Source organism: Treponema primitia ZAS-2 (genome assembly GCF_000214375.1).
GTDB classification, from domain to species: domain Bacteria; phylum Spirochaetota; class Spirochaetia; order Treponematales; family Breznakiellaceae; genus Termitinema; species Termitinema primitia.
This window is the reverse complement of record NC_015578.1, coordinates 3,397,693-3,421,018: the sequence shown is the minus strand read 5'-3', so window position 1 is coordinate 3,421,018 and position 23,326 is coordinate 3,397,693. Positions and strand designations below refer to the sequence as shown.

Sequence of the window (23,326 nt, the reverse complement as noted above, 5' to 3'; positions counted from 1 at the left end):
GTTTCATATTAAGTATGCATAAAAAATAGGTATCCCAAATGTTTCCCTTCCTTTCGATTTATCATAATCTTATCCGTATTTTACTTAGTGCGGAAAGGTGGGCTATCTTTATATACGTAGGCCGTGATGATTCCAAGATAAAGGTGGAAATGTCTGAAAATACGAACAAGATTCCAGTGATATGCAGCAAATGACATCCGTAATTAGAAGACCTTATTTAAATTGACGAAAATCGTCACTTTTAGACTCAAAAAGTGACGATTTTTGAATAATTTTACAATCCTGTATATTTTTTTATAAAAAAGCTACCCTTTCGAGTAGCCCTTGACGCTATTATACAACCTTACAATGTCGTCTGGAATACTTTTATTCTTCTATTTTGGTCCATATACCAGTAGAATTGTCGAACATCAACCCATCTGGACCGTATTCAATGGGGCCAAAATCAGCATAAGGTCCGGGCTTGGTAACATGATATTCAGGCTCTGGATTTGATTGCAGGGGCTCAAAAACCTCTGCAACAAGTGACTTCTGATGAGGCGGAATGGATGCAGCCGAAGAGAGCAATGAATTCTGCGGGCAGTTGGTGAGAGAATCTTGCCTGCATAACTGGGCATAAAACATAGCTTCTAAATATTGATTGAAAATAATGATCGAGCTATTGTCCTTGATACTGTTGTTTTGCAGTAGAGATTCAACCATGTTTTGAGGCTTCTCAGTGGCAAGTTCCTGGATATCCTTTTGTACTTCAGCAATTTTTTCAGTGACCTTTGCATCGCTTTTCTCCGCTTGGTCCACAGTCTCCATCTTCCCTTTCGCATCCGCGAGAGTTTCCAGTACGTTCTGGCGGGCTATAAAATCAAGGCCATCCCGCTTAGCTTCCAGATAGTCTCCCCAATAATTCTTTTCGCATTTGATTTCTAGCAATTGAAATACAGCACCTCTGTTACGATGAGGTATAAAGGAACCATGAAGTGTCGTCATTTTACGATTGAATATAATCTCTGATGGAATAGGAATGGTCGTTTCTTTCAGAATCGGGATATCTGCACCATGCGGCCTTAAATATAACCTCACCCATTCTTGGAATAAGCGATATGCAACTATTGCAGGAGTGCTAATTGCCTGATTTCGAATACAGGCATTCTCATAGAAAGCTTTCACAGGATCTTTGTAGTATTGAACCCATTGTTGGACAAGTTTCATGCTCTCTGGCCGTAGTATTTCCTTATCAAAGTCTTCCGCACTTAGATGAAGAAGATACGAAAATATGGAATCTTTATGGGTCTTGAGGTCTTCAATTACTCCATCAATGACGTAACTGGGTACGTCTGTATTCTTTCGAAATAGGATAAAATACGCCCGTTCATTGAATGCGGCGTCCGCATCGTACTCAGGGAAGCCATTACCTTCATCCAATATCTTCACTTGTAGTGAAAAAACACAGTCCTTGTACTTTATCAGAGAATTCCCTGTTATTCTCTTAATTTGCGTAGTGTCAATATTCTTTGCCCGTTTAGTGGCATTGGACTCGGTATGCATCAGTACCTTGTGATATTGTAAAGCGAAAAGTTCTTTGTTTGACGTATCAGAATCAGTACCATAAAAAACTTTATCAGTTAAAATACCCGCATAGGTTCCTAAAAGATTATATAAAAAGTTTCCTATCGCAGTTTTTCCAGAATTCTTTTCGCCAATGAGCCGAACGAATTCCTTTCTATGGTTTCTGTCATAAACCAATCGGGCAAAAAACTTTATGACCCAGTCAACCATTCCGTCAGAGGAATCATACAGAACCAGTTTTAAATAGTTTTGAAGAACTATCTTTCCATCGTTGAAATTCGAAGTGTAATTTGCCCCCATTCGCTGGATGAGGTTGTTTTTTTCATATTCGGTAATTGGCTTGAGCCACCGAAGTGATTCTTTGTCAGTGTCTTGGCCGTCTTTGATTATCCGGGCTAATTCGATCATATCGAGACACTGCCCTTCTTTAGTGACAATTAGGTGATCTGCGTCCTTATTTATTTCCTCAGGGCCTAGGCACAGATTAAGTTTGATTCTCTTGAGATACTCTTTTTGTTCAGCAGTATTAGTAATTCCGTTTGCGTAGAGAAATTCAAAAACATCGTTACTAAAAGCTTGGTATTTCACCAGACCCTTTGACGTATGTTTATAGGCGCAGGCATCTAAAAATTGCCTCTGATTTGTTGGGCCCATTATAATATGAACTTGCCCGGTACTACAAATCGATTCCTGAATTTTTTTTACAATTCCCATGTCCATCGGAACCTCCTTATTATTTTAGAAACATTATCCAGATAATATCCCTGGATACTGATTTTTAACAAACTGTGTATTCTTTTATACGGAATCTATTTCCAGATGTATACAGATACCCTACTGTGTTCATGCAGTTGCCCCAACTGGAATGGTTGGTCCTGTTTTATTGGCTTTTTTCTCAATTTCTTCCAGAAGAGAGGCTGGGTATAAAATTCTGCGCCCTATCTTAACATAGCACCGGTAGGGCCATACCTGATTGCGAATTCCTCTATCAATAGTGGCCACCGATACTCCAAGTACCTCAGCTAATTCTTTTCGTGACAAGAATAGTTTAACCATTTTTTCCTTTTTGTAACTGGCTAAATAGAACGATTTATGATTGAAGAGTCGGAAGTTAAGAAAGACGGTATTTTTTAATGCCTCTTTTCACTTACTCTTTACTCCACCAAACATAACCAAATAATTTAATATGGATTCCCATACATAGAAGAAGTGTGGTCTATAAAAACCAATTGGTACCTTCTACTACTGTGTCTTGCTGGTTCTTTGTAAACCCTTTTGACATTTAAATTACTCAAGCTTTGGTTTTGGGTTAGATTTTTTCGCATTACCTACCCATAACCACTACGCTTAATATAGCAAAAAATAAGTGAATGATCGCTAAGTCATCCTCGCATCCTTGTTCTAAAATGGCCACGCCTTACTAATGAAGGATGGCTGGCTTATCGCCATATTCAATTACAAAATATCTAAACTCTTAATAATAGTCAAGTAGAAATATTATATTTATTACATTTTTTCCTCTTTTATTCCGTACTTGCCTATAAGCCGCCGTATCCCTGCTATCATCATTTTAGCTGAGGCTTCATGATTAAATGTAAGATTGATAACAAGTCCATCGTCCGATACCAATATTCTAATGCTTGGATCTAATTCTGGTGATAAAGCCTCAGTTTGGTTATTTGGGATATCAAAAAGAAAATCCTGTTTAAGATACTTGGCTTTTTTCCTCATTTCAGCACGAGTGATATTCCCTTTTTGACGTTGGTCAAGTAAATCAAATCGTGCTTGCCCATCAAGCATCCCCTTGGTTTCAGAAATGTTCTGAATACTACCGCCGGCGGTAGTTAGATGCTCTTTAAGCTTTTCGTTACTCTGTATTTCATTGATAGCGGTAAACAAATTTTCAATATAATGCAATTTCTTCCCCATCATCTCTGCGATGTGTTTATGAGAAACCCCCTGTTCCCTAAGCGAAGAGAGCGCATTGTAAAGGTCAATCTGACTCAAATCCTCTCTCTGGACATTCTCGACCAGCTGGATAACGGCGATATTTTCCGCATTGGAGATAATGCATCGGATACTATGAAACCGTTCTCGTTCAGTTTCATATAGTTTCTGACAAGCTAAAAACCTCCGGTGTCCGGTTTTTACTATATATTGGTCCCCATCAGCATAGACCGTTATCGGCTGCAATAGACCATGCTGCCGTATACTTTCGGCAAGTTCCTCAATTCCTGTGTAGTCCTGCCGGACATTCGCTTTTATCCGAATATCCCCAATCGGAATATCCTTGACCATAACATTTGCCGAGTGACTGTCCTGAGTTCCGGTTCGTGCCTTTATATTTTTTAAAGCGCTAATTGATGCCATTATATCCCCTCCGGCACAATGATGCCTAAAACGCTGTAAATAAGACTTTTGATTTCCTCATAACTTTTGCGGGTTTCGGCCTTGGAATCAATCTGATAATTCCGTCTGTTAATGTATTTCTTAAACACACTACTCCGCGAGATATAATTATTATTGATAAAATGGCTAAACACTTCATCCGCAAAAAAGAGATTAGTAATCTGATGGCGATATGTATTTTGGTTGTCGTTCATGGGTTTTTCAAACTGGTTAAAAATGATATGGATTTCCAGTTTATCCAATTCCAAATCAGCCAGTTTCTCAAACTGATATTTCAGGGCTTGATAGCTGAACATATCCTGATGAACCGGAATCAGGAGAACATCACTTGCAGTAAGGACATTACCGATAATGTTATCATAGGTTGGCGCGGTGTCAATTATGACATAATCGTATTCAAGTCCCTGCATGGAACGTTTCAGCTTTTTCAGGCTGTCGGTACTGCGGAACTCATTGAGCCGAACATCACCGTGGATTAAGTCGATATTCCCACTCGTCTTTATGGCGTTATCCTGAATCCTGCCTCCAAAAAAGACATTAAAAATATTCTGTTCCTTTACTATTTCGTAGGGGACCCCTTCGTCAAAGAAAAAAGATGCTGAACTGTTACTGGCATCGGCATCGATCACAAGACACTTATACCCCGCATTGACCAATGCGCTTGCAAAGATGACTGACAGAGTGCTTTTCCCTGTCCCCCCTTTCGTTGAGTTTATGGCGATGGTTTTCATTTTCACCCCACTGCCTTTTCCAGTTTTTCTTTTGCGCTGGTAAAGTCCAATACCTGTTCAGCATGACTATAGTAGTTCATCATAGTAGCATCTTTGTGACCTGCAAGAGCTTGGATCTCTAAATCGGTGATACCAGCAAGACGCCCCAAGGTAACGAAGGTATGGCGTAACCCATGAAAGGTAAGATTACGTTGTTTCTGCTCATTAACGTAGCCATCAGGAGCCTTCTCTTTTCTCCGCCATTCTCCAGGGATACCAATAGCGGTCAGTTCCCGTTCCAGAGCATACCGGAAGAAATTATTACTGAGAGGGATACGTTCATCAGTAGGGCGTATAAAAACGAAAGAAGACGTTTCCGGTTCTCCAATTATAGTCTTGATGCTCTCAATGAGAGATTGGACAGATTGTGGTATGGGGATGGTCCTCAGACTGCCGCATTTTGGTCCCTTCAATCCATCGCTATCCTGATAGTTATGGCACAGATGGATAAGTCCGTCCTTAAGATCCCCCCACAGTAGTCCCCGGACTTCACCTCGCCGCATACCGCAGAGAAGCCCCAGGAGAATAGCTAGACGCGAATAGAGATCTTGTATCGGTGTACTCAGGAGCTTTTTTACCTCTACTATAGAGAGGATGCCCTTCTCCTTCCTTTGTTCTGTAGCCTCATGTACTTTCTTAAAGGGATCATTTTCTATTTCTTCCCGTTCGATGGCATAGCGGACGGCAACCCGCATGGATTGAAGGACCGAATTGATACGCCGACCGGATAGTCCTTTTTCGCTCATCCAGAGCATCCAATCCCGGATTTTTCCAGCGGTAAGTTCATGTAATGTGATCCCCAGGAATCCGGGAAATACCTCCAAATGGCGGCGAACATCGTCATGATTCATTCTTATATAATAGGAAGAGAGCGGACGTTTCTTGACCAGGGCACATTCCCGAACATACCGGCTTTCAGGGGTCCAAAAATCCCGGAGGTAATCTATAAAAGATCTTTCGCTAGTATTAAAGCATATCCTCGGCAGCATAACTTTGGCCGCTTCCTCGGCTTCCCGATGCCGCTCCCGCTTCCCTTCAACGAGTATCCCAGTAGAACGGCTGTGGGCATACTTTTTGAGTGATTCGTCCCAGAAACGGACGTACCAAAAAATACCGGATTTTAAGGATTTCTTGTAAAGCGAATAGAGAGCGTGGTCATTTAACGAGCGCATATCATGCCTCCAAATTTCTCCGAGGCAAGGATCATTGGTTGAAATTTACCAATGATCCTTTTAATGATCCTCGGGATTTAGCGCAGACATGCACCACGTTTTCACGCATGTGCCATCATTGACTAATTCCTTACAACGTAAGGAGTTAAGAACTCTGCCCGGAAGAAGACTCGAACTTCCATACCTGTGAGGGCACTGGTACCTGAAACCAGCGTGTCTACCAATTCCACCATCCGGGCTTGTTCTGACAACATACACCAGGCAGGGCGGAAAAGTCAAGTATTCGGCCCCGATTCTTCGTCGTAAGCCTTTTTAGTTGTATTTGAAGCTGATTTATAGTATAAACTATTTATAAACGAATGTGACTCTTTACTTCATGAGGTATTACTATGCAAAAACATATAGCCATCATTCTAATGCTGGGTTTGGGAATAAGCCTGGCTTCCTGCGGCAATAAGGCGGCTTCCGGCGCAATCCCGGGGAAAACCGAGGCACCACAAAGCGCCGCTGAGGGCAATTCCCAGGAGAATGGCCGGTATACCGACGATGGGAAGCGGATTATCACCATCGGCACCTGGTTTGACAAATATTATGTAAGTAAACATCAGGATATCCACGACGATCCGGGCCTGTCCCAGCCGGTAACTGCTCAAATGCGGCTGGATAGGATGCGGGAAATCGAGGCTAAGTACAATATTGTTTTTAATTTCGTCAATTTAACCTTTGAAGGGGTGCGGGAAAGCATTGATATCTCCATTCCTTCAGGGGATCCGGATGTGGAAATTTATGAGGTGGATCTTCAATTCGGTATCCCTGCGGTCCTGAAAGACTATGCTATCGGGCTTAAGGAAATGGGCCTGGAGGGGACGGATGTCTTTAATTCTCAGAATGTGATGAAATACCTCCGCGTGGCCAGTCAGGATGAGGCATATCTTTTTTCCCCTTCCGGTTCGGGGGCGACCAATGCCTACCCCCTGGCTTTCAACTTGACCATGATCCGCGCCGCGGGGCTGGAAAATCCCCAGGATCTGTATGACAAGGGGGAATGGACCTGGGAAAAGTGGCGGAGCTACCTTACCGCCCTTACCCGGGATGCGGACGATGATGGGGACATCGATACCTACGGCTTTAGTGGATATTGGACCTACACCCTTTCAAATCTGCTGCTTTCCAACAATACCGGCATTGCGCCGGGGACCCAGGAAAAACTATCCTCCCCCGCAACCCAGGAAGTGTTGGATTTTATCAATACTATCTATAATAAAGATAAAACTGCCCGGCCCTGGGATCGGTCTAACTGGGAAATTAATAACCGGCTCTACGCTGAAGGCTTATCCGGCTTTTGGGTCTGCGCGGACTGGATTTTTAACGAACAGGGCGGGACGGATCTTCCCTTTGAAATTGGGGTTGTCCCCTGGCCCCGGGGGCCCAGCGGTAGTTTTGCGGAAAACCACCATAGCCAGCCCCAGGGCAACTGGTATTTCATTCCCCAGGGTACCGAAAACCCCCGGCTGGTATACGATGTCCTTTTTGACTGGACTAATTGGTACGACTACGATTTAGACATAGGCCAGGATACTGCGTGGTCCCGGAACATGTATATCACCGAGCGGAACTATAAATACGCCACCATGATGGCTTCCAGGCCCGGGTTTGACCTATGGGAAAATTTGGGTACTGATTTTTCTATCCTGCCCCTTATGGCGGGTGAACTTTCTGTTGTAACCCTGATTGGAGAGTATCAGCCCCTTATTCAGGAAGCGCTGGATAATTACTTCAAATAAGGTTAGTTTAAGTCATGCGTTTGACCGGGTGGGGAACTTTAGCAGCAATTCTTTTTATCGCCTTTGCCTCCTGCGGGAATGGGGTGAAGCCTGTTCCTTCTTCTGCTGCTTTGGGCGAGTATGCTTCATATAAAGATATTCCCGGGGTTACCCAGGAGGAGATAAACGCTGTGGAAAGCCTGCGGCGCAGTACTTCTATCCTTATCTACGGTATGACCCTCAGTACCGAATGTTTCCGTGATGAGGCCGGCAATACCCGGGGCTTTTCTGTGCTGGTCTGCGATTGGCTCACCGGCCTTTTTGGGCTGAAGTTCCGGCCGGTCATATACGGCTGGGACGCCCTGCTCAAGGGGTTGGAAACCAATACAGTTGCCTTTACCGGAGAAATATCCTCGTCCCAGGATACCCGGGGGGACTATTTTATGACCGACTCTATTGCGGAGCGGCGAATCAAATTTGTCAGCATGGAAGGGTCCGATCGGCTGGCATTTTTTGCCCGTTCCCGGCCGCTTAAATTCGGTTTCTTGAAGGGAACCACCACGGAAGCTTTGGTTTCCCCCTACAGCAAACTGCCCTTTGAGCCGGAGCCGGTTTCCAATTACAACGAAGCCTATCAAAAACTGATCCTTAAAGAAATTGACGCCCTTTTTATGGACGAAACCGTAGAAGGTATCTTTGCGCTGTACGACAATCTTATTATCGAAGATTTTCTGCCCCTGAGCTATAACAGGGTTACCATGGCCACCCGGGATCCCCGGTACCAGGCTATTATTTCGGTGACCCAGAAATACCTGCAAAGTACCGGCAGCTACCGTTTTGCCCAAATGTATGACCAGGGAAACCGGGATTACCTTCGCTATAATTTATCCAGTCGGCTGACTTACGAGGAACGGGCCTTGCTGGAAAAACTGCGGGACGGGGACCGGGCCAATTCTACGCAACCTTCGATAGCGGTGTCCATCGAAGCGGATAATTATCCGGTGAGTTTTTTTAACCCCAAAGAAAATGAATGGCAGGGTATTGCCGTAGATTTGCTGGGGGAAATAAATCTTTTAACGGGCATTCACTTTAATTACGCCAATTCCCCCAGTGCAAATTTAACCGACACCAGGGCGCTGCTCAGCCAGGGCCAGGTTTCCATGACCATGGAGCTTATACGGTCTGCCTCCAGCGAGGGGACTTTTTTGTTTGCCAATTCTCCCTACCAGATAGACTATTACGCCCTTATATCCGGCAATGCCTACCAGGATGTAACCATGAGCGATGTTCCCTACAAGCGGATAGGGCTGGTTACCGGGACCGCCTCTGCGGAAATTTTTCGGGAGTTTTTCCCCCACCATACTAATACTGTGGAGTACCCGGATCGGGAGACTGCAATTAACGCATTGGCCAAAGGGGATATCGAACTCCTGATGGCTACCCGGAATTTGCTGCTTAATATTACTAATTATTTGGAACGTACGGGGTATAAGGCAAATTTAGTGCTGCATCGGCCCTACGAGGCGTACTTTGGCTTTGGCCCGGAAGAAACGCTGCTCTGCTCCATTATAAGCAAGGCCCAGAGTTTGATTAATACCGGGCGGGTGGTGGATGACTGGACCCGCCGGGTCTTTGATTATAGCGGCGCCATGGCCCGGGCGCAGAAACCCTACCTTATCGGCTCCCTGGGTCTGCTGGCGGTAGTATTGGCCCTGCTCACAGTGTTACTGCTGCGCAACAGGCAGATGGCCGCCGAGTTGGAGCGCACCGTGGAGCAGCGCACCCATGAACTGCGGGAACGTACCGGGGAACTGGAGGTCCAGACCCAGGCCGCCCAGGTGGCGTCCCGGGCCAAGGGGGAATTTCTGTCCCGGATGAGCCATGAGATCCGTACCCCCCTGAATGCCATCATCGGGATGACCGAGATTGCCCGGCGGGCTCAGGAGATCGGCAAAAAGGATCATTCCCTCTTTGAGATTGCCGCCGCTTCGGATCACCTGCTGGGCATTCTGAACGATGTGCTGGATATGTCAAAGATTGAAAGCGGCAAATTTGAAATTGTCCACGATCCCTTTGCGCTGAACCAGGCCATGGAAGAGGTGGCCAAGATAATTGTCCTGCGCTGCCAGGAGAAGGAAATAAATTTTGGTAACGAATTTACGGGCATTACGGATATTTGTGTAATGGGGGATAAACTCAGGCTCAAGCAGATCCTGATAAACCTCCTGGGGAATGCGGTCAAATTTACCCCCAACCAGGGGACCATCGTCTTCAAGGCCCAGGCTGTGGAACGGGACGAAAAACGGATACAGCTTTTTTTCCAGGTATCCGATTCAGGGATCGGGATGACGCCGGATCAGATGAAAAATTTATTCACCGCCTTTGAGCAGGCGGACAGCTCCATCTCGGTACGTTTCGGCGGCACAGGCCTGGGGCTTGCGATCAGCCAGAACCTGGTAAAGCAAATGGGGGGCCTTATTACGGTAGAAAGCGTTCCCGACCAGGGATCTGCCTTTTCGTTTACCCTGGACATGGCCATCACCGAAATGCCCCGGGAAGAGCTGTTACCGAAAGATACGGGGGTAAAGGTTTTCTCCGGGAAGCGGATTCTTTTAGCCGAGGACATTGAAATTAACCGGATGATCATTCAGGAACTGCTTGCGGATACCCAGCTGAAAATTGATGAGGCTGAAGACGGTGCCAAAGCGGTAAAGGCTTTTGCCGCCTCCCCGGCGGCTTATTACGACCTGATTTTCATGGATGTACAGATGCCGAACATGGACGGCCACGAAGCCGCCCGCCAAATCCGCGCCCTGGACCGGGATGACGCAAAAACCGTGCCCATTATCGCCATGACCGCCAATGCCTACCGGGAAGATATTGACCGCGCCCTGGCCTCGGGTATGAACGGCCACCTGGCTAAACCTATAGATATTAACGAAGTCATGAAGGTACTGTCCCAGCGGCTTGGCTGAACCGGGGGGCCAAATTTAACCACGAAGAACCCACTTGCGGGCTTCGCTCAGGAAATCGCCGTCTCCAGCGCTACTTCCATCATCCGGGTAAAGGTGGTCTGCCGCTCTTCCGCAGTGGTTGCCTCATGGGTTACCAGGCTGTCCGAGATGGTTACCAGGGCCAGGGCTTCCCGGTCGTATTTGGCCGCCAGGGTGTAGAGTTCCGCGGCTTCCATTTCTACCGCCAGGACCCCGAATTTTGCCCAGATCTTCCAGTCCTCGGGGTCTTCGGTGTAAAACATATCCGACGAAACAATGGACCCCACCTTTGGCTGCCAGCCCTTGGAAAGCGCCGAATCGTAGGCCGCCTTGAGGAGGCTGAAACTGGCGGTGGGGGCGTAGTTTCTACCCTCAAAGCGGATGCTATTTGCCCCTGAGTCGGTGGACGCGGACATGGCAATCACCAGGTCCCGGAGCTTTACCTCAGGCCGTATGGCCCCCGCAGTGCCGACCCGGATTGCCCGGCGCACATTGTAATCCCGAAATAATTCGTTTACATATATAGAAATAGACGGAATACCCATGCCTGTGCCCTGGACAGACACCCGCTTGCCCTTGTAGGTCCCGGTAAAGCCCAGGATGTTGCGCACCCCAGTGTACTGAACCGGGTTTTCCAGGAAGGTTTCCGCGATAAATTTGGCCCGCAAAGGGTCACCGGGCAGTAAAATCGCCTCCGCAATCTCCCCGGGCTTGGCTGCAATATGAATAGACATGGCTCCTCCTGGGCTCTTTCTTTTTTCTTACTTATAATATACTATGGTGAAGGACGAATTTATATCAAGGGCCGGGCTAAACCCGGTTTACTCAAAAAAGGCGTTGTTGACAGCTTTGTGACAACACTCTATTGACACAAGTTTATGATCCTGATATCTTCTCAGAACGTGTCAAATTGTGATGATTTGCCCTTGTAGCTCAGTTGGCAGAGCATATCCATGGTAAGGATAAGGTCAACAGTTCGATTCTGTTCGAGGGCTCGGAGTGGTAGGAGGAAGAGATGGCAAGTAAGAAGACGGCGGTAGAGCTTATCGCCCTGCAATGTACCGAATGCAAACGGAAGAACTATACGACCACGAAAAACCGGCGGAATACCCAGGAAAAGCTGGAATTCAATAAGTATTGCCCCTTTGACCGGAAGCATACCCTGCATAAGGAAACAAAGGTTAAGTAGTTTTCAGAGGCGTATAGCTCAGTTGGTAGAGCGGCGGTCTCCAAAACCGCAGGTCGTGGGTTCGAAGCCTACTGCGCCTGGAGTGAAATGGAAGGTGCAGTAGGCTTCGAAGGGCTTGCCCCGCCGACCAGAGGGGAGGAAAAGGGCGCATGGATGCGCCCGTCAGGGGCAGGCCCCGGCCTGGAGGCCTGAAACAGGACGTTGAAGGCCGGAAGGGAAGCCTACTGCGCCTGGAATAAAGAGTCTGTCCCGCTGACTGAGATTTAAATTTGGAGAAATAACATGGGCAAGGTAGTTCAATTTGTAAAAGAATCATACGCGGAGCTTCGCAAGGTCGTTTGGCCGAGCCGGGAAGATGTTATCGGCTCCGTTAAGGTGGTTATTGTTTCTACTATAATATTCGCCGCCGTATTGGGATTGGTGGACGTACTTTTGCTCCTGGGTGTACAGGCAGTATTTTAACAAAAAGGACAAAAAAAGGTACAATATGGCGACTGGTTGGTACGTGCTTCATACTTATTCCGGATATGAGAATAAAATAGAGAAAACTATCCGCATGATGACGGCCTCCGGGGACTTGGATAAGGAAATAGTTCGGGATATAAAGGTACCCTCCGAAGAGGTAGTGGAAGTTAAAGAAGGGAAGAAGCGAACCATGACCCGGAAATTTCTGCCTGGGTATATCCTGGTGGAAATGGACCTTCCTGAACTGGACTGGAAGACTTCTTGCTCGAAAATCAAGAAGATCCAGGGGGTTACGGGCTTTGTGGGGACCCCGGCGGATAAGAGGCCCCAGCCTTTGACCGGGGATGAGGCCCGGGGGATACTCCAGAAATCCGGGGAGATTAAGGGCGAGCGCCCTGCCCGGGCCCGGCAGTCCTTTGCGACTGGTGAACAGGTTAAGATTATCGACGGCCCCTTTGAGTCTTTCACAGGGACCATCGAAGAAGTGAATCAGGAAAAGAACAAACTCAAGGTTATGGTCGGAATTTTCGGCCGTAACACACCGGTGGAAGTTGATCTCCTCCAGGTGGAGAAAGTATAGGCAGTGGGAGGAGTTTCAAACTGCGGTTTGAAATCCGTTATCCCGGGGAGGCATCTCCGGGTAGACCACAAAGGAGTAATGCATGGCAAAGAAAAAGATTGCCGCTCTAGTCAAGTTGCAGTGCCCGGCGGGAAAGGCTACACCAGCCCCGCCTGTGGGACCGGCTTTGGGACCCCACGGGGTCAGCGCACCTCAGTTCGTCCAGCAGTTCAATGACCGGACGAAAACCATGGAGCCGGGGCTTATCATCCCGGTGGTCATCACCGTATATGCGGATAAGACCTTCACCTTCATTCTCAAGACCCCCCCTGCGGCGGTTTTGATCAAAAAGGCCATTGGCCTGGAAAAGGGCTCCGCAGAATCCCATAAGACCAAGGTCGGGAAGCTGCCCAAGGCAAAGTGCGAGGAAATCGCCAAACTGAAGATGCCGGATCTGTCGGCCAACGATGTTAATGCCGCCATGCGGATTATCGCCGGGACTGCCCGGTCCATGGGTGTCGAGGTGGAGCAATGAAACACGGCAAAAAATACCGCGAAAGCGTTAAAAAGTACGATCCCACTGCGGTTTTCGAACTGAAAGAGGCGGTAGACAAGGTGAAATCCCTGGCAACTGCCAAATTTGACGAGACCGTGGACCTTTCTATTAAGGTCGCCTTGAAAAAGAGCCAGTCTGTCCGGGATACGGTGGTACTTCCCCACCAATTCCGGGGTGAAAAACGGGTCTTGGTGTTCTGCAAGGCGGAAAAGGAAAAGGAAGCCCAGGAAGCCGGGGCAACTTTTGTGGGTGCCGAGGATTTGATCGAGAAGATCAAAGGCGGCTGGTTGGACTTTGATGTGGCGGTGGCCACCCCGGATATGATGAAGGACGTTGGTAAGCTCGGTATGGTTCTGGGCCGTCGGGGCCTGATGCCCAATCCCAAGACCGGGACCGTTACCTTTGACCTGAAAAGCGCCCTGTCGGAGCTTAAGAAAGGCCGGGTGGAATTCCGGGCCGACAAGACCGGGGTAGTGCACTTGGCGATTGGTAAAGTTTCTATGGACAGCGAAAAACTTACTGAAAACATCCAGGTGGTGGTCGCCGAGATCAAGCGGAAACGCCCGGCGGATGCCAAAGGTGAGTTTGTCGAAACCGTATCGGTGTCTTCCACCATGGGTCCCGGTGTATGGGTCGCCATAAAAGACGGGGAATAAAAAAACTTCGTTTTTTTATTTAAGAAGTTTGCAGGGCAACTAACGGTTGCAGCAAACATTCAGAAGGAGAATATAGATGGCAATTGTTGCAAAAAAGATACAGGATGCTAAAACTACGGCTATTGCGGAGTTAAAAGAAGATTTTTCCGCAGCCCCGGATTTTATCTTTACCGATTACCGGGGACTAACGGTGGAACAGATAACGAATCTGCGGAAACTGCTTCGCGCCAAGGACGCTAAATACAAAGTTGTCAAAAACAACTTTGCCCGGATCGCCTTTGAACAGCTTTCCGCGCCCGGAGAAGTGTCGGCTTACCTGACCGGCCCTACTGCGGTGGCTATCGCCCCCAAGGATGCCAATGAGGTCGCCAAGATACTCATAGATTTTGTCAAAGACGCCCCGGCGCTGAACGTCAAGGGCGGCCTGGTGGGCGCCTCGGTGTATGATGCCAAGCAGGTAGAGGCGTTCTCCAAACTGCCCGGCAAGCTGGAGCTCATTTCCATGCTCATGTCGGTGATGAACGGCCCTGCCCGGAATCTTGCTGCCGCCCTGAACGATGTCAACGCCAGACTGGTACGGACCATTAAGGCAGTGGGGGACAAGAAAGCCGAGAGCGGAGCGGCTTAAGAAACGTTTGTATTAATACCGTCAGGCTTCGGGGGGATTTGAAAAGTCCCAAGCTGCCGTTCCTGTCGGGTTTTTAAACCGGATGTAATTCCGGAATGTGTTCTGTATGGAATACATAGTTATAGTAATTTAGGAGAAGATAATATGGCAGCCCTTACTACAGATCAGATTCTTGAAGCGATTTCGTCCATGACCGTTCTGGAGGTTTCCGAACTGGTTAAAGCCATGGAAGAAAAATTCGGCGTTTCCGCCGCGGCTCCTGTGGCTATTGCCGCAGCAGGCGCCGCTCCTGCAGCTGCTGAAGCAGTTGAGGAGAAGACGGAATTCAATGTTATTCTCAAGGCCTATGATGACACCAAGAAAATTGCGGTCATCAAAGAGGTCCGGGCTGTTACCGGTCTTGGTCTCAAGGAAGCGAAAGACCTCGTTGAGGGCGCTCCCAAGCCTCTTAAGGAAAATGTTTCCAAGGATGAGGCTGCAAAGATTAAGGAACAGGTCACTGCCGCCGGCGGTACGGTTGAAATTCAGTAAGAGATTTGGTGAACTAACATTTTTTTCTCAAACAAGGGATTGTTTGGGAGGCGGTTCTTTTGAGGCCGCTTCCCTGACAGCCCGAGGCTTCCGGTCTCTGACCGGGGCCTTGTTCTGTTTTAGGAGCAGGGGGTAAAGACATGGTAAAAGGAAAAGCAATTACAAAACGAACATACATCGGAAAGGATATCCAGGACGTGATGGATCTTCCGGATCTCATTGACATCCAGCTCCATTCCTACGAACGGTTTCTTCAGCGGGAACGGCTGCGTAATAAAGAAGCCCCGGAACAGCAGGGCTTGGAAGAGGTATTCAGAGCAACCTTCCCCATTGAGAGTCCCAACGGTGATATGACCTTGGAATACGAATACTACACTCTTGATGAGGACAATATAAAATTTTCTGAACAGGATTGCAAACAGAAGGGCCTGACCTATGCGGTACCCCTTAAGGCGCGGATCAACCTGATCTTCCAGCAAACCGGTGAAATCCGTCAGAAGGACATTTACATGGGTGATATCCCGATCATGAGCGAGCGGGGCACCTTTATCATAAACGGAGCGGAACGGGTAGTGGTTTCCCAGATACACCGTTCTCCCGGGGTTATCTTCAGCCATGAGAAGGGTATCTACTCTTCCCGGATCATCCCCTACCGGGGTTCCTGGCTGGAATTTGAGATTGACCAGAAGCGGGAGCTAATCTACGCAAAGATCGACCGGAAGAAACGTATCCTGGGCACTATTTTTCTCCGGGCCCTGGGCTATGAAAGCCGGGAAGAAATCATCGCCGCCTTCTATAAAACAGAAACTCTGGAAGTGAAGGATGACCGGGAAACCAGGGAACTGTTCTCCGGAAAGATCCTCGCAGCAAATGTGTGGATTGACGGCGCCGAAGGTGAAGAACGAAAGAAACTCTACCGTGCGGGAGAAAAACTACACCCCCACAATATTGATGAATTCCTGAGCAGCGGGGTTACTTCTGTGGAGGTTATTAATTTTGAGGCCGAAGGGTCTCTCAATTCACCAATGCTGATTAACTGTTTTGAACGGGAAGAGATCAAAATTGTCAAAGAAGATCCTACCCGGGATGAACTTGCCAGAGAAGACGCCCTTTCGTCGGTTTATCAGGTGCTCATGCCCGGAGAATCCATCACCGTGGAACAGGCGGAGAAGGACCTCTTAGGGATGTTCTTTACCTCCCGCCGGTACGATTTAGGAAAGGTGGGGCGGTATAAGCTCAACAAGAAATTTGATATCCGGCCACCCCTGGAAGATTTTACCCTTACCAAGCGGGACATCATTGAGACCATGAAGTTTCTCATCAAGGTATATGTGGGGGACGAAAGTTTTGACGATATCGACCACCTGGGTAACCGCCGGGTGCGCTCGGTTGGGGAGCTTATGGCCAATGCCATGAAGACCGCCTTCAGCCGCATGGAACGGATTGCCAAGGAGCGGATGAGCCTGAAAGAAACGGACACCATCAAGCCCCAGGACCTGATTTCCATCAAGCCTGTGGTGGCTGCCATAAAAGAATTCTACGGCTCCAGCCAGCTCTCCCAGTTCATGGACCAGGTTAACCCCCTGGCAGAGCTGACCCATAAGCGGAGGCTCAATGCCCTGGGCCCCGGGGGGCTTTCCCGTGACCGGGCAGGCTTTGAGGTCCGGGATGTTCACTATACCCACTACGGCCGCATGTGCCCCATTGAAACCCCGGAAGGGCCGAATATCGGCCTCATCGTGTCCCTGGCGAACTATACCCGGGTGAACGAATACGGCTTCCTGGAAACCCCCTACCGCAAGGTAGCTGACGGGGTTGCCACCAGGGATATTGAGTACCTGTCCGCCATGGATGAGGACCGGTACTACATAGCCCAGGCCTCAGCAAAACTGAACAATAACGGTTCTTTTGCGGACGAACAGATTTCCTGCCGTCGCCAGGGGGACTATACCACCAGGGGACCCGCAGAAATCCAGTACATGGACGTGTCCCCCAAACAGATCATCTCGGTTTCAGCATCCCTGATCCCCTTCCTGGAACATGACGACGCCAACCGGGCCCTGATGGGTTCCAACATGCAGCGTCAGGCAGTGCCCCTGGTGTTCCCCGAGGCACCCCGGGTGGGCACGGGCATGGAAGGGAAGTGCGCCTACGATTCCGGTGTCCTGGCCAAGGCCCGGCGGAACGGGACCGTGGTGCGGGTCACCTCCCATGAAATTATCATTAAACCCGATGAATCCGGGAAAAATGCCCCCAAAATTCCTGAAACCAATGCAGATGGTCTGGATGAATACCGGCTGGTGAAGTACCAGCGGACCAACCAGGATACCTGCTACAACCAGCGGCCGGTAGTAAAACTGGGGGAGAAAATTGTGGCAGGCCAAGTCATTGCCGACGGTCCCGCTACCCGTTTTGGGGAATTGGCCCTGGGCCGGAACATCCTGGTGGGTTTCATGCCCTGGAACGGGTACAATTACGAAGACTCGATCCTCATCTCCCAGCGGGTGGTGAAGGACGATATGTTTACTTCCATCCATATCAAGGAATTTATCACCGAGGTTCGGGAGACCAAGCTGGGGCCTGAGAAGATCACCCGGGACATCCCTAACACCTCGGAAAAGAGCCTGGACAACCTGGATGCGGAAGGCATTATCCGGGTGGGCGCCAAGGTCAGATCCGGGGATATCCTGGTAGGAAAGGTAACCCCCAAAAGCGAAACCGAGACCACCCCGGAATTCAAGCTCCTCAATTCGATATTCGGCGAAAAGGCCAAGGAAGTGCGGGATTCAAGCCTTCGGGTGCCCCACGGTATTGAGGGAACTATCATCGACATACAGCGGCTGAAACGTTCCGAAGGGGACGACCTTAACCCCGGTGTGGACGAAGTAGTCAAAGCCCTCATCGCCACCAAGCGGAAACTCCGTGAAGGTGACAAGATGGCAAGCCGCCACGGCAACAAGGGCGTTGTGGCCCGGATATTGCCCGAAGAAGATATGCCCTACATGGAAGACGGCACTCCTTTGGACCTGTGCCTGACCCCCCTGGGTGTACCGTCCCGTATGAACATAGGCCAGCTTTTGGAAACCGAACTGGGCTGGGCGGGATCCACCCTGAACGAGTGGTATTCAGCACCGGTATTTCAGTCCCCCTCCACTGAGCAGATCGAAGATAAGCTCAAGGAAGCGGGGCTCCCGGTTTCTTCCAAGACCGTACTCCGTGACGGCCGCACCGGGGAAGCCTTTGTAAATCAGATTTTCTGCGGGATAATCTACTTCCTCAAACTCCATCACCTGGTGGATGACAAGATGCACGCCCGTTCCACGGGCCCCTACTCACTGGTTACCCAGCAGCCCCTGGGCGGCAAGGCCCAGTTCGGCGGCCAGCGTCTGGGAGAAATGGAAGTCTGGGCCCTGGAAGCCTACGGCGCGGCCAATACCTTGCAGGAACTGTTGACCATCAAGTCCGACGATATGACGGGCCGCTCCAAGATTTACGAAGCCATTGTAAAGGGCGAACCTTCCACCACGGCGGGTATCCCCGAATCCTTCAACGTACTGGTACAGGAACTGCGGGGCCTTGCCCTGGACATGACCATCTACGACGCCAAGGGAAAACAGATCCCCCTCACGGAACGTGATGAGGAACTGATAACCAAAAGTGGGTCGAACTTTTAGCTGTTGATTTTTAATGAGGAGAGAACAGGATGCGTGACATACAGGATTTTGATTCGATTATGATAAAGCTGGCCAGCCCGGAGATGATCCGGGCCTGGTCCTATGGGGAAGTGAAGAAGCCGGAGACGATTAACTACCGGACCCTGCGCCCTGAGAAGGACGGCCTTTTTTGCGAACGCATTTTCGGGACCACCAAGGAGTGGGAGTGTTACTGCGGAAAGTTCAAGTCCATCCGGTACAAGGGCGTTATCTGCGATCGCTGCGGGGTTGAAGTGACCCACTTCAAGGTGCGCCGGGAACGTATGGGCCACATTGAACTGGCCGCCCCGGTGTCCCATATCTGGTACTACCGCTCCGTGCCCAGCCGTATGGGGCTGCTCCTGGATCTCCCCTTAGCTGCCCTGCGCTCGGTGCTTTACTACGAAAAGTACGTGGTCATTGATTCCGGGGACACTGACTTAAAGAAGAACCAGCTCCTCACCGAAGAGGAATACTACGAGGCCCAGGACCGGTATGGTCAGGGCTTCTCTGCGGGTATGGGCGCCGAGGCGGTTAGGACCCTGCTGGAAAACCTCAACCTGGATCAGATGGCCATCGATCTCCGGGCCAAGATGATCGAAAAGGGCGCCAAAAGCGATAAGCGGCTCCTGAAGCGCATAGATATTGTGGAGAACTTCCGCAATTCCACCAATAAACCTGAGTGGATGATCCTGGACGTAATCCCAGTGATACCCCCGGAACTGCGGCCCATGGTGCAGCTCGACGGCGGCCGCTTCGCCACCAGCGATCTGAACGATCTGTACCGCAGGGTTATTAACCGGAATAACCGGCTTAAACGGCTCCAGACCCTGAATGCGCCGGACATCATCATCCGGAATGAAAAGCGTATGCTCCAGGAAGCGGTGGACGCCCTGTTTGACAATTCCAAGAAAAAGCGGGTGGTGAAGGGCGCCTCCAACCGGCCCCTCAAGTCCATCAGCGATATGCTCAAAGGTAAGCAGGGTCGGTTCCGGCAGAACCTGCTGGGCAAGCGGGTTGACTATTCGGGCCGCAGTGTTATTACCGTAGGGCCGGATCTCAAGATGTGGCAGTGCGGGCTTCCCACTAAAATGGCACTGGAACTGTTCAAGCCCTTTATCATGAAAAAACTCGTCGATAAAGACGTGGTTTACAATATCAAGAAAGCAAAGATGCTGGTGGAGCAGGAGACCCCGGAGGTCTTCGCCATCCTGGACGAGGTGGTGAAGGAACATCCGGTGCTGCTTAACCGCGCTCCCACCCTGCACCGATTGGGCATCCAGGCCTTTGAGCCGGTCCTGGTTGAGGGGAAGGCCATCAAGCTTCACCCCCTGGTTTGCCATGCTTTTAACGCCGACTTTGACGGAGACCAGATGGCGGTTCACGTGCCCCTGACTCAGGCGGCCCAGATGGAATGCTGGACCCTGATGCTCAGCGCCCGGAACCTCCTCAACCCCGCCAACGGCAAAACCATCGTGTTCCCCTCCCAGGACATGGTTCTGGGGATCAACTTCCTCACCCGGATCAGGCCCAACTCCAAGGGCTGGGGCCGGCGCTACTCTTCTACTGAAGAGATACTCATGGCGGTGGAAGCCAAGTCCCTGGACTGGGAAGCGCTCATTAAAGTGAAGGCTCCCAAGCTCCCCATCTGGGACAAGGTAGGCCGTCTGGCCCCTGCCGGGGACGACCGTTTTATTGAGACCACCGCCGGGCGCCTGGTGTTCAACGAGGAAATGCCCCCGGAGATCCCCTTTATTAATTACGAACTCAAGGATAAGGAACTCCGCAGCCTTATTGAATATGTCTTTGCCGAAAATGGTTCCTGGACCACCGTAAAGATGCTGGACGTTATTAAAGCTACGGGTTACAAGTACGCCACCGTTTTCGGCGCCACCATTGGTGTGGATGACATTCTGGTGCCCAAAGAAAAGCCCGAGATGATCGAAAAGGCCAACAAGGAAGTTGACGCTATTCAGAGGCAGTGGAAGGCCGGGCACATTACCCAGCAGGAACGCTACGACCGCGTAGTTGATGTGTGGAACAAGACCAACGAAGATCTGACCGATACCATGATGAAGACCCTGGAAGCAGACCATGACGGGTTCAACTCAATCTATATGATGGCCAACTCAGGCGCCCGTGGTAGCCGCAACCAGATACGTCAGCTTGCGGGTATGCGGGGCCTCATGGCCAAACCTTCGGGGCAGATCATCGAGTTGCCCATACGGTCCAACTTCAAAGAGGGCCTTTCGGTTATCGAGTTTTTCATCTCCACCAACGGCGCCCGGAAGGGGCTTGCGGATACGGCCCTGAAAACCGCCGAGGCGGGCTACCTGACCCGGCGGCTGGTGGATATCGCCCAGGACGTGGTGGTCAACGATGACGACTGCGGTACCATCAACGGTATTTCCTATTCCGCGATAAAAGACGGCGAGGATATTGTGGAGCCCCTGAGCGATCGTATCGTGGGCCGCTATACCCTGGAACGGGTCAAGCACCCCATCACCGGGGAAATGATCATCGACGTGAACGAAGAAATTACCGAGGCCATTGCCGAAGCCATTGAAAAAGCCGGCGTGGAATCCGTCAGGATCAGGACGGTCCTGACCTGCGAAGCCAAGCACGGGGTTTGCCGCCGTTGTTACGGCCGCAACCTTGCTACCAACAGGTCCGTGGACATTGGGGAAGCGGTGGGAACCATTGCAGCCCAGTCCATCGGCCAGCCCGGTACCCAGCTTACCATGCGTACCTTCCATATCGGAGGGGCGGCTACCAAGATCAGCGAAGAAAACCGGACCTTCCTCAAGTACCCGGTTTATATCAGGGATGTTGTGGGTGTCCACGTAGAACTTGAAAGCGGCCGCTGGCTCTTCTCCCGTAAGGGACACGCCACGGTCAACAAGGTCATGAAGGAATACAAGCTGGAAAGCGGGGATAAACTCCTGGCCGAAAACGGCAAGCGGGTTACCCAGGATGCGCCCATCATCAAGCGGAGCGGGAAGGACATACTCTCCCCGGTAATCGCCTATGCATTGGTTCTCGGTGAGGGTGCGGAAAAGACCCTCTACCTCATCGGGCAGGATCAGAAAATTGAAATCCGTAACGGTTCCGAATTCATGGTCGCCAAAGGTACAGTGGTGGAGGCGGAAAAGACCATCGCCACCTTCGACCCCTTCTCGGACCCCATCATTGCCGAAGCTTCCGGTTACGTAAACTACGAGGACATACTCCCCGGCACCACCCTCAAGGAAGAGCTGGACGAGGAAACCGGGAACACTGAAAAGCGGATCACCGAATACCAGTTGGAAAGCAAGCAGCCCCGTATCTTCATCACCGATGATGACGGAAACGAGGTGGCCTCCTACTTCCTCCCCGGCGGCGCCTATATCCAGGTGGACGAATGGGTAACCCCCCCGGACAACCAGGAAGGCAAACCTGAAGAACGGACCAAGATCAAGGCTGGGCGTATCATCGCCAAGACCCTGAAAGAATCCGCCAAAGCCATGGACATCACCTCCGGCCTTCCCCGGGTCAGCGAACTCTTCGAAGCCCGCAAGCCCAAAAGCCCCACGGTTCTGGCACAAGTTTCCGGTACCGTGTACTTCAAGGGCATTGTTAAGGGCAAGCGGGTAGTGACCATTGCGGACGATTTCGGGAAGGAGTACAAGCACCTCATTCCCATGACCAAGCGTCTCCAGGTGCGGGACGGGGACACGGTGGAAGCCGGCGAACCCCTCTGCGTGGGCGCCAAGAACCCCCACGACGTGCTGCACATCCTGGGCGAATCCACCCTCCAGCGCTACCTGATGGACGAAATCCAGCAGGTGTACCGCCTCCAGGGCGTATCCATCAACGATAAGCACATCGGCGTTATCATACGCCAGATGATGCGGAAGGTAGAGATTGTAGCGGTAGGGGACACTAAGTTTATCTTCGGGGCCATGGTAGACAAGTACCAGTTCCACGAAGAGAACGCCCGGGTCCTATCCGAAGGCGGCCAGCCCGCGGTAGCCCGGCCCATGTTCCAGGGCATCACCAAGGCCAGCCTGAACATCGAATCCTTCCTTTCAGCGGCCAGCTTCCAGGAAACCACCCGGGTGCTGACCAACGCGGCTATTGCGGGAAAGACCGACTACCTCCGGGGCCTCAAGGAAAACATCATCATCGGCCACCCCATACCAGCCGGTACCGGAATGAAGCGCTATCGTGCAGTAAAACTGTTCGACGAAGAGCAGCAGGATCTGGACGTGCAGATGCAGGAGATTCTGGAACAGCGGAAGCTGGAAAAGGTCGCCGAGCCTGAGGAAGAGGAAGATTTTTCGCCCGATGCTGAGGATAGCGAGGAATAGAAAGGGAGAGCTTAAGTGTAAGATGAACCGG

At 50.3% G+C, this 23,326-nt stretch carries 16 protein-coding genes and 3 tRNA genes; 13 read left to right on the top strand and 6 right to left on the bottom strand.

The window, feature by feature from the left end; genetic code table 11:
• Positions 1–366: 366 nt before the first annotated feature.
• The 5 genes from TREPR_RS14740 to TREPR_RS14720 form a co-directional block, all read right to left on the bottom strand.
• Entirely contained in the window at positions 367–2,283 is a 1,917-nt protein-coding gene (locus TREPR_RS14740; protein ID WP_015709141.1) for a hypothetical protein, read from the bottom strand.
• 786 nt (positions 2,284–3,069) lie between these two features.
• Positions 3,070–3,933 carry a ParB/RepB/Spo0J family partition protein gene (locus TREPR_RS14735; RefSeq protein ID WP_015709140.1) on the bottom strand — a complete coding sequence of 288 codons (864 nt, stop codon included), beginning with the start codon at positions 3,931–3,933 and terminating at the stop codon, positions 3,070–3,072.
• Positions 3,933–4,703: a ParA family protein gene (locus tag TREPR_RS14730; RefSeq protein WP_015709139.1), complete on the bottom strand. Its 771-nt coding sequence runs from the start codon at positions 4,701–4,703 to the stop codon at positions 3,933–3,935. The genes TREPR_RS14735 and TREPR_RS14730 overlap by 1 nt, the downstream gene beginning before the upstream one ends.
• Before the next feature lie 2 nt (positions 4,704–4,705).
• Positions 4,706–5,914: a tyrosine-type recombinase/integrase gene (locus tag TREPR_RS14725; protein ID WP_015709138.1), complete on the bottom strand. Its 1,209-nt coding sequence runs from the start codon at positions 5,912–5,914 to the stop codon at positions 4,706–4,708.
• Positions 5,915–6,069: 155 nt separating this feature from the next.
• Positions 6,070–6,153, bottom strand: a tRNA-Leu gene (locus TREPR_RS14720).
• Between the two features lie 150 nt (positions 6,154–6,303).
• Here TREPR_RS14720 and TREPR_RS14715 point away from each other — a divergent pair.
• Together TREPR_RS14715 and TREPR_RS14710 are read left to right on the top strand one after the other, a co-directional pair.
• Positions 6,304–7,698, top strand: a complete 1,395-nt coding sequence (locus TREPR_RS14715) for a type 2 periplasmic-binding domain-containing protein (RefSeq protein WP_015709137.1) — start codon at positions 6,304–6,306, stop codon at positions 7,696–7,698.
• Positions 7,699–7,712: 14 nt separating this feature from the next.
• Positions 7,713–10,652, top strand: a complete 2,940-nt coding sequence (locus tag TREPR_RS14710) for an ATP-binding protein (RefSeq protein WP_015709136.1) — start codon at positions 7,713–7,715, stop codon at positions 10,650–10,652.
• Between the two features lie 47 nt (positions 10,653–10,699).
• Here the strand turns inward: TREPR_RS14710 and deoD are convergent, their stop codons facing one another.
• The gene (gene deoD / locus TREPR_RS14705; RefSeq protein ID WP_015709135.1) at positions 10,700–11,404 is read right to left on the bottom strand and encodes a purine-nucleoside phosphorylase; all 705 of its coding nucleotides are present in this window, start codon (positions 11,402–11,404) and stop codon (positions 10,700–10,702) included.
• A 188-nt stretch (positions 11,405–11,592) separates the two neighbouring features.
• On the opposite strand from deoD, the gene TREPR_RS14700 reads away from it, so the two are divergent.
• From TREPR_RS14700 to rpoC, 11 genes are all read left to right on the top strand, one after another.
• Positions 11,593–11,665: transfer RNA gene (locus tag TREPR_RS14700), tRNA-Thr, on the top strand.
• Between the two features lie 20 nt (positions 11,666–11,685).
• A complete protein-coding gene (gene rpmG, locus TREPR_RS14695) occupies positions 11,686–11,859 on the top strand; it encodes a 50S ribosomal protein L33 (protein ID WP_015709134.1) in 174 nt (57 codons plus the stop codon).
• A gap of 7 nt (positions 11,860–11,866) precedes the next feature.
• A tRNA-Trp gene (locus tag TREPR_RS14690) sits at positions 11,867–11,939 on the top strand.
• A gap of 202 nt (positions 11,940–12,141) precedes the next feature.
• On the top strand, positions 12,142–12,321 hold the full coding sequence (secE, locus tag TREPR_RS14685) for a preprotein translocase subunit SecE (protein ID WP_015709133.1): 180 nt from the start codon (positions 12,142–12,144) through the stop codon (positions 12,319–12,321).
• 25 nt (positions 12,322–12,346) lie between these two features.
• Entirely contained in the window at positions 12,347–12,904 is a 558-nt protein-coding gene (gene nusG / locus TREPR_RS14680) for a transcription termination/antitermination protein NusG (protein WP_041611235.1), read from the top strand.
• Positions 12,905–12,986: 82 nt separating this feature from the next.
• Complete coding sequence (gene rplK, locus TREPR_RS14675) at positions 12,987–13,418, top strand: 50S ribosomal protein L11 (protein WP_015709131.1); 432 nt, start codon at positions 12,987–12,989, stop codon at positions 13,416–13,418.
• Entirely contained in the window at positions 13,415–14,095 is a 681-nt protein-coding gene (gene rplA, locus TREPR_RS14670; protein WP_015709130.1) for a 50S ribosomal protein L1, read from the top strand. Before rplK ends, rplA begins: the two co-directional genes overlap by 4 nt.
• A gap of 76 nt (positions 14,096–14,171) precedes the next feature.
• Positions 14,172–14,723 (top strand): 50S ribosomal protein L10, encoded by a 552-nt coding sequence (rplJ, locus tag TREPR_RS14665; RefSeq protein ID WP_015709129.1) that lies wholly within the window; start codon positions 14,172–14,174, stop codon positions 14,721–14,723.
• A 144-nt stretch (positions 14,724–14,867) separates the two neighbouring features.
• On the top strand, positions 14,868–15,254 hold the full coding sequence (gene rplL / locus TREPR_RS14660; RefSeq protein WP_015709128.1) for a 50S ribosomal protein L7/L12: 387 nt from the start codon (positions 14,868–14,870) through the stop codon (positions 15,252–15,254).
• A 140-nt stretch (positions 15,255–15,394) separates the two neighbouring features.
• Positions 15,395–18,928 carry a DNA-directed RNA polymerase subunit beta gene (rpoB, locus tag TREPR_RS14655; RefSeq protein ID WP_015709127.1) on the top strand — a complete coding sequence of 1,178 codons (3,534 nt, stop codon included), beginning with the start codon at positions 15,395–15,397 and terminating at the stop codon, positions 18,926–18,928.
• 29 nt (positions 18,929–18,957) lie between these two features.
• A complete protein-coding gene (gene rpoC / locus TREPR_RS14650) occupies positions 18,958–23,295 on the top strand; it encodes a DNA-directed RNA polymerase subunit beta' (RefSeq protein WP_015709126.1) in 4,338 nt (1,445 codons plus the stop codon).
• Positions 23,296–23,326 lie beyond the last annotated feature (31 nt).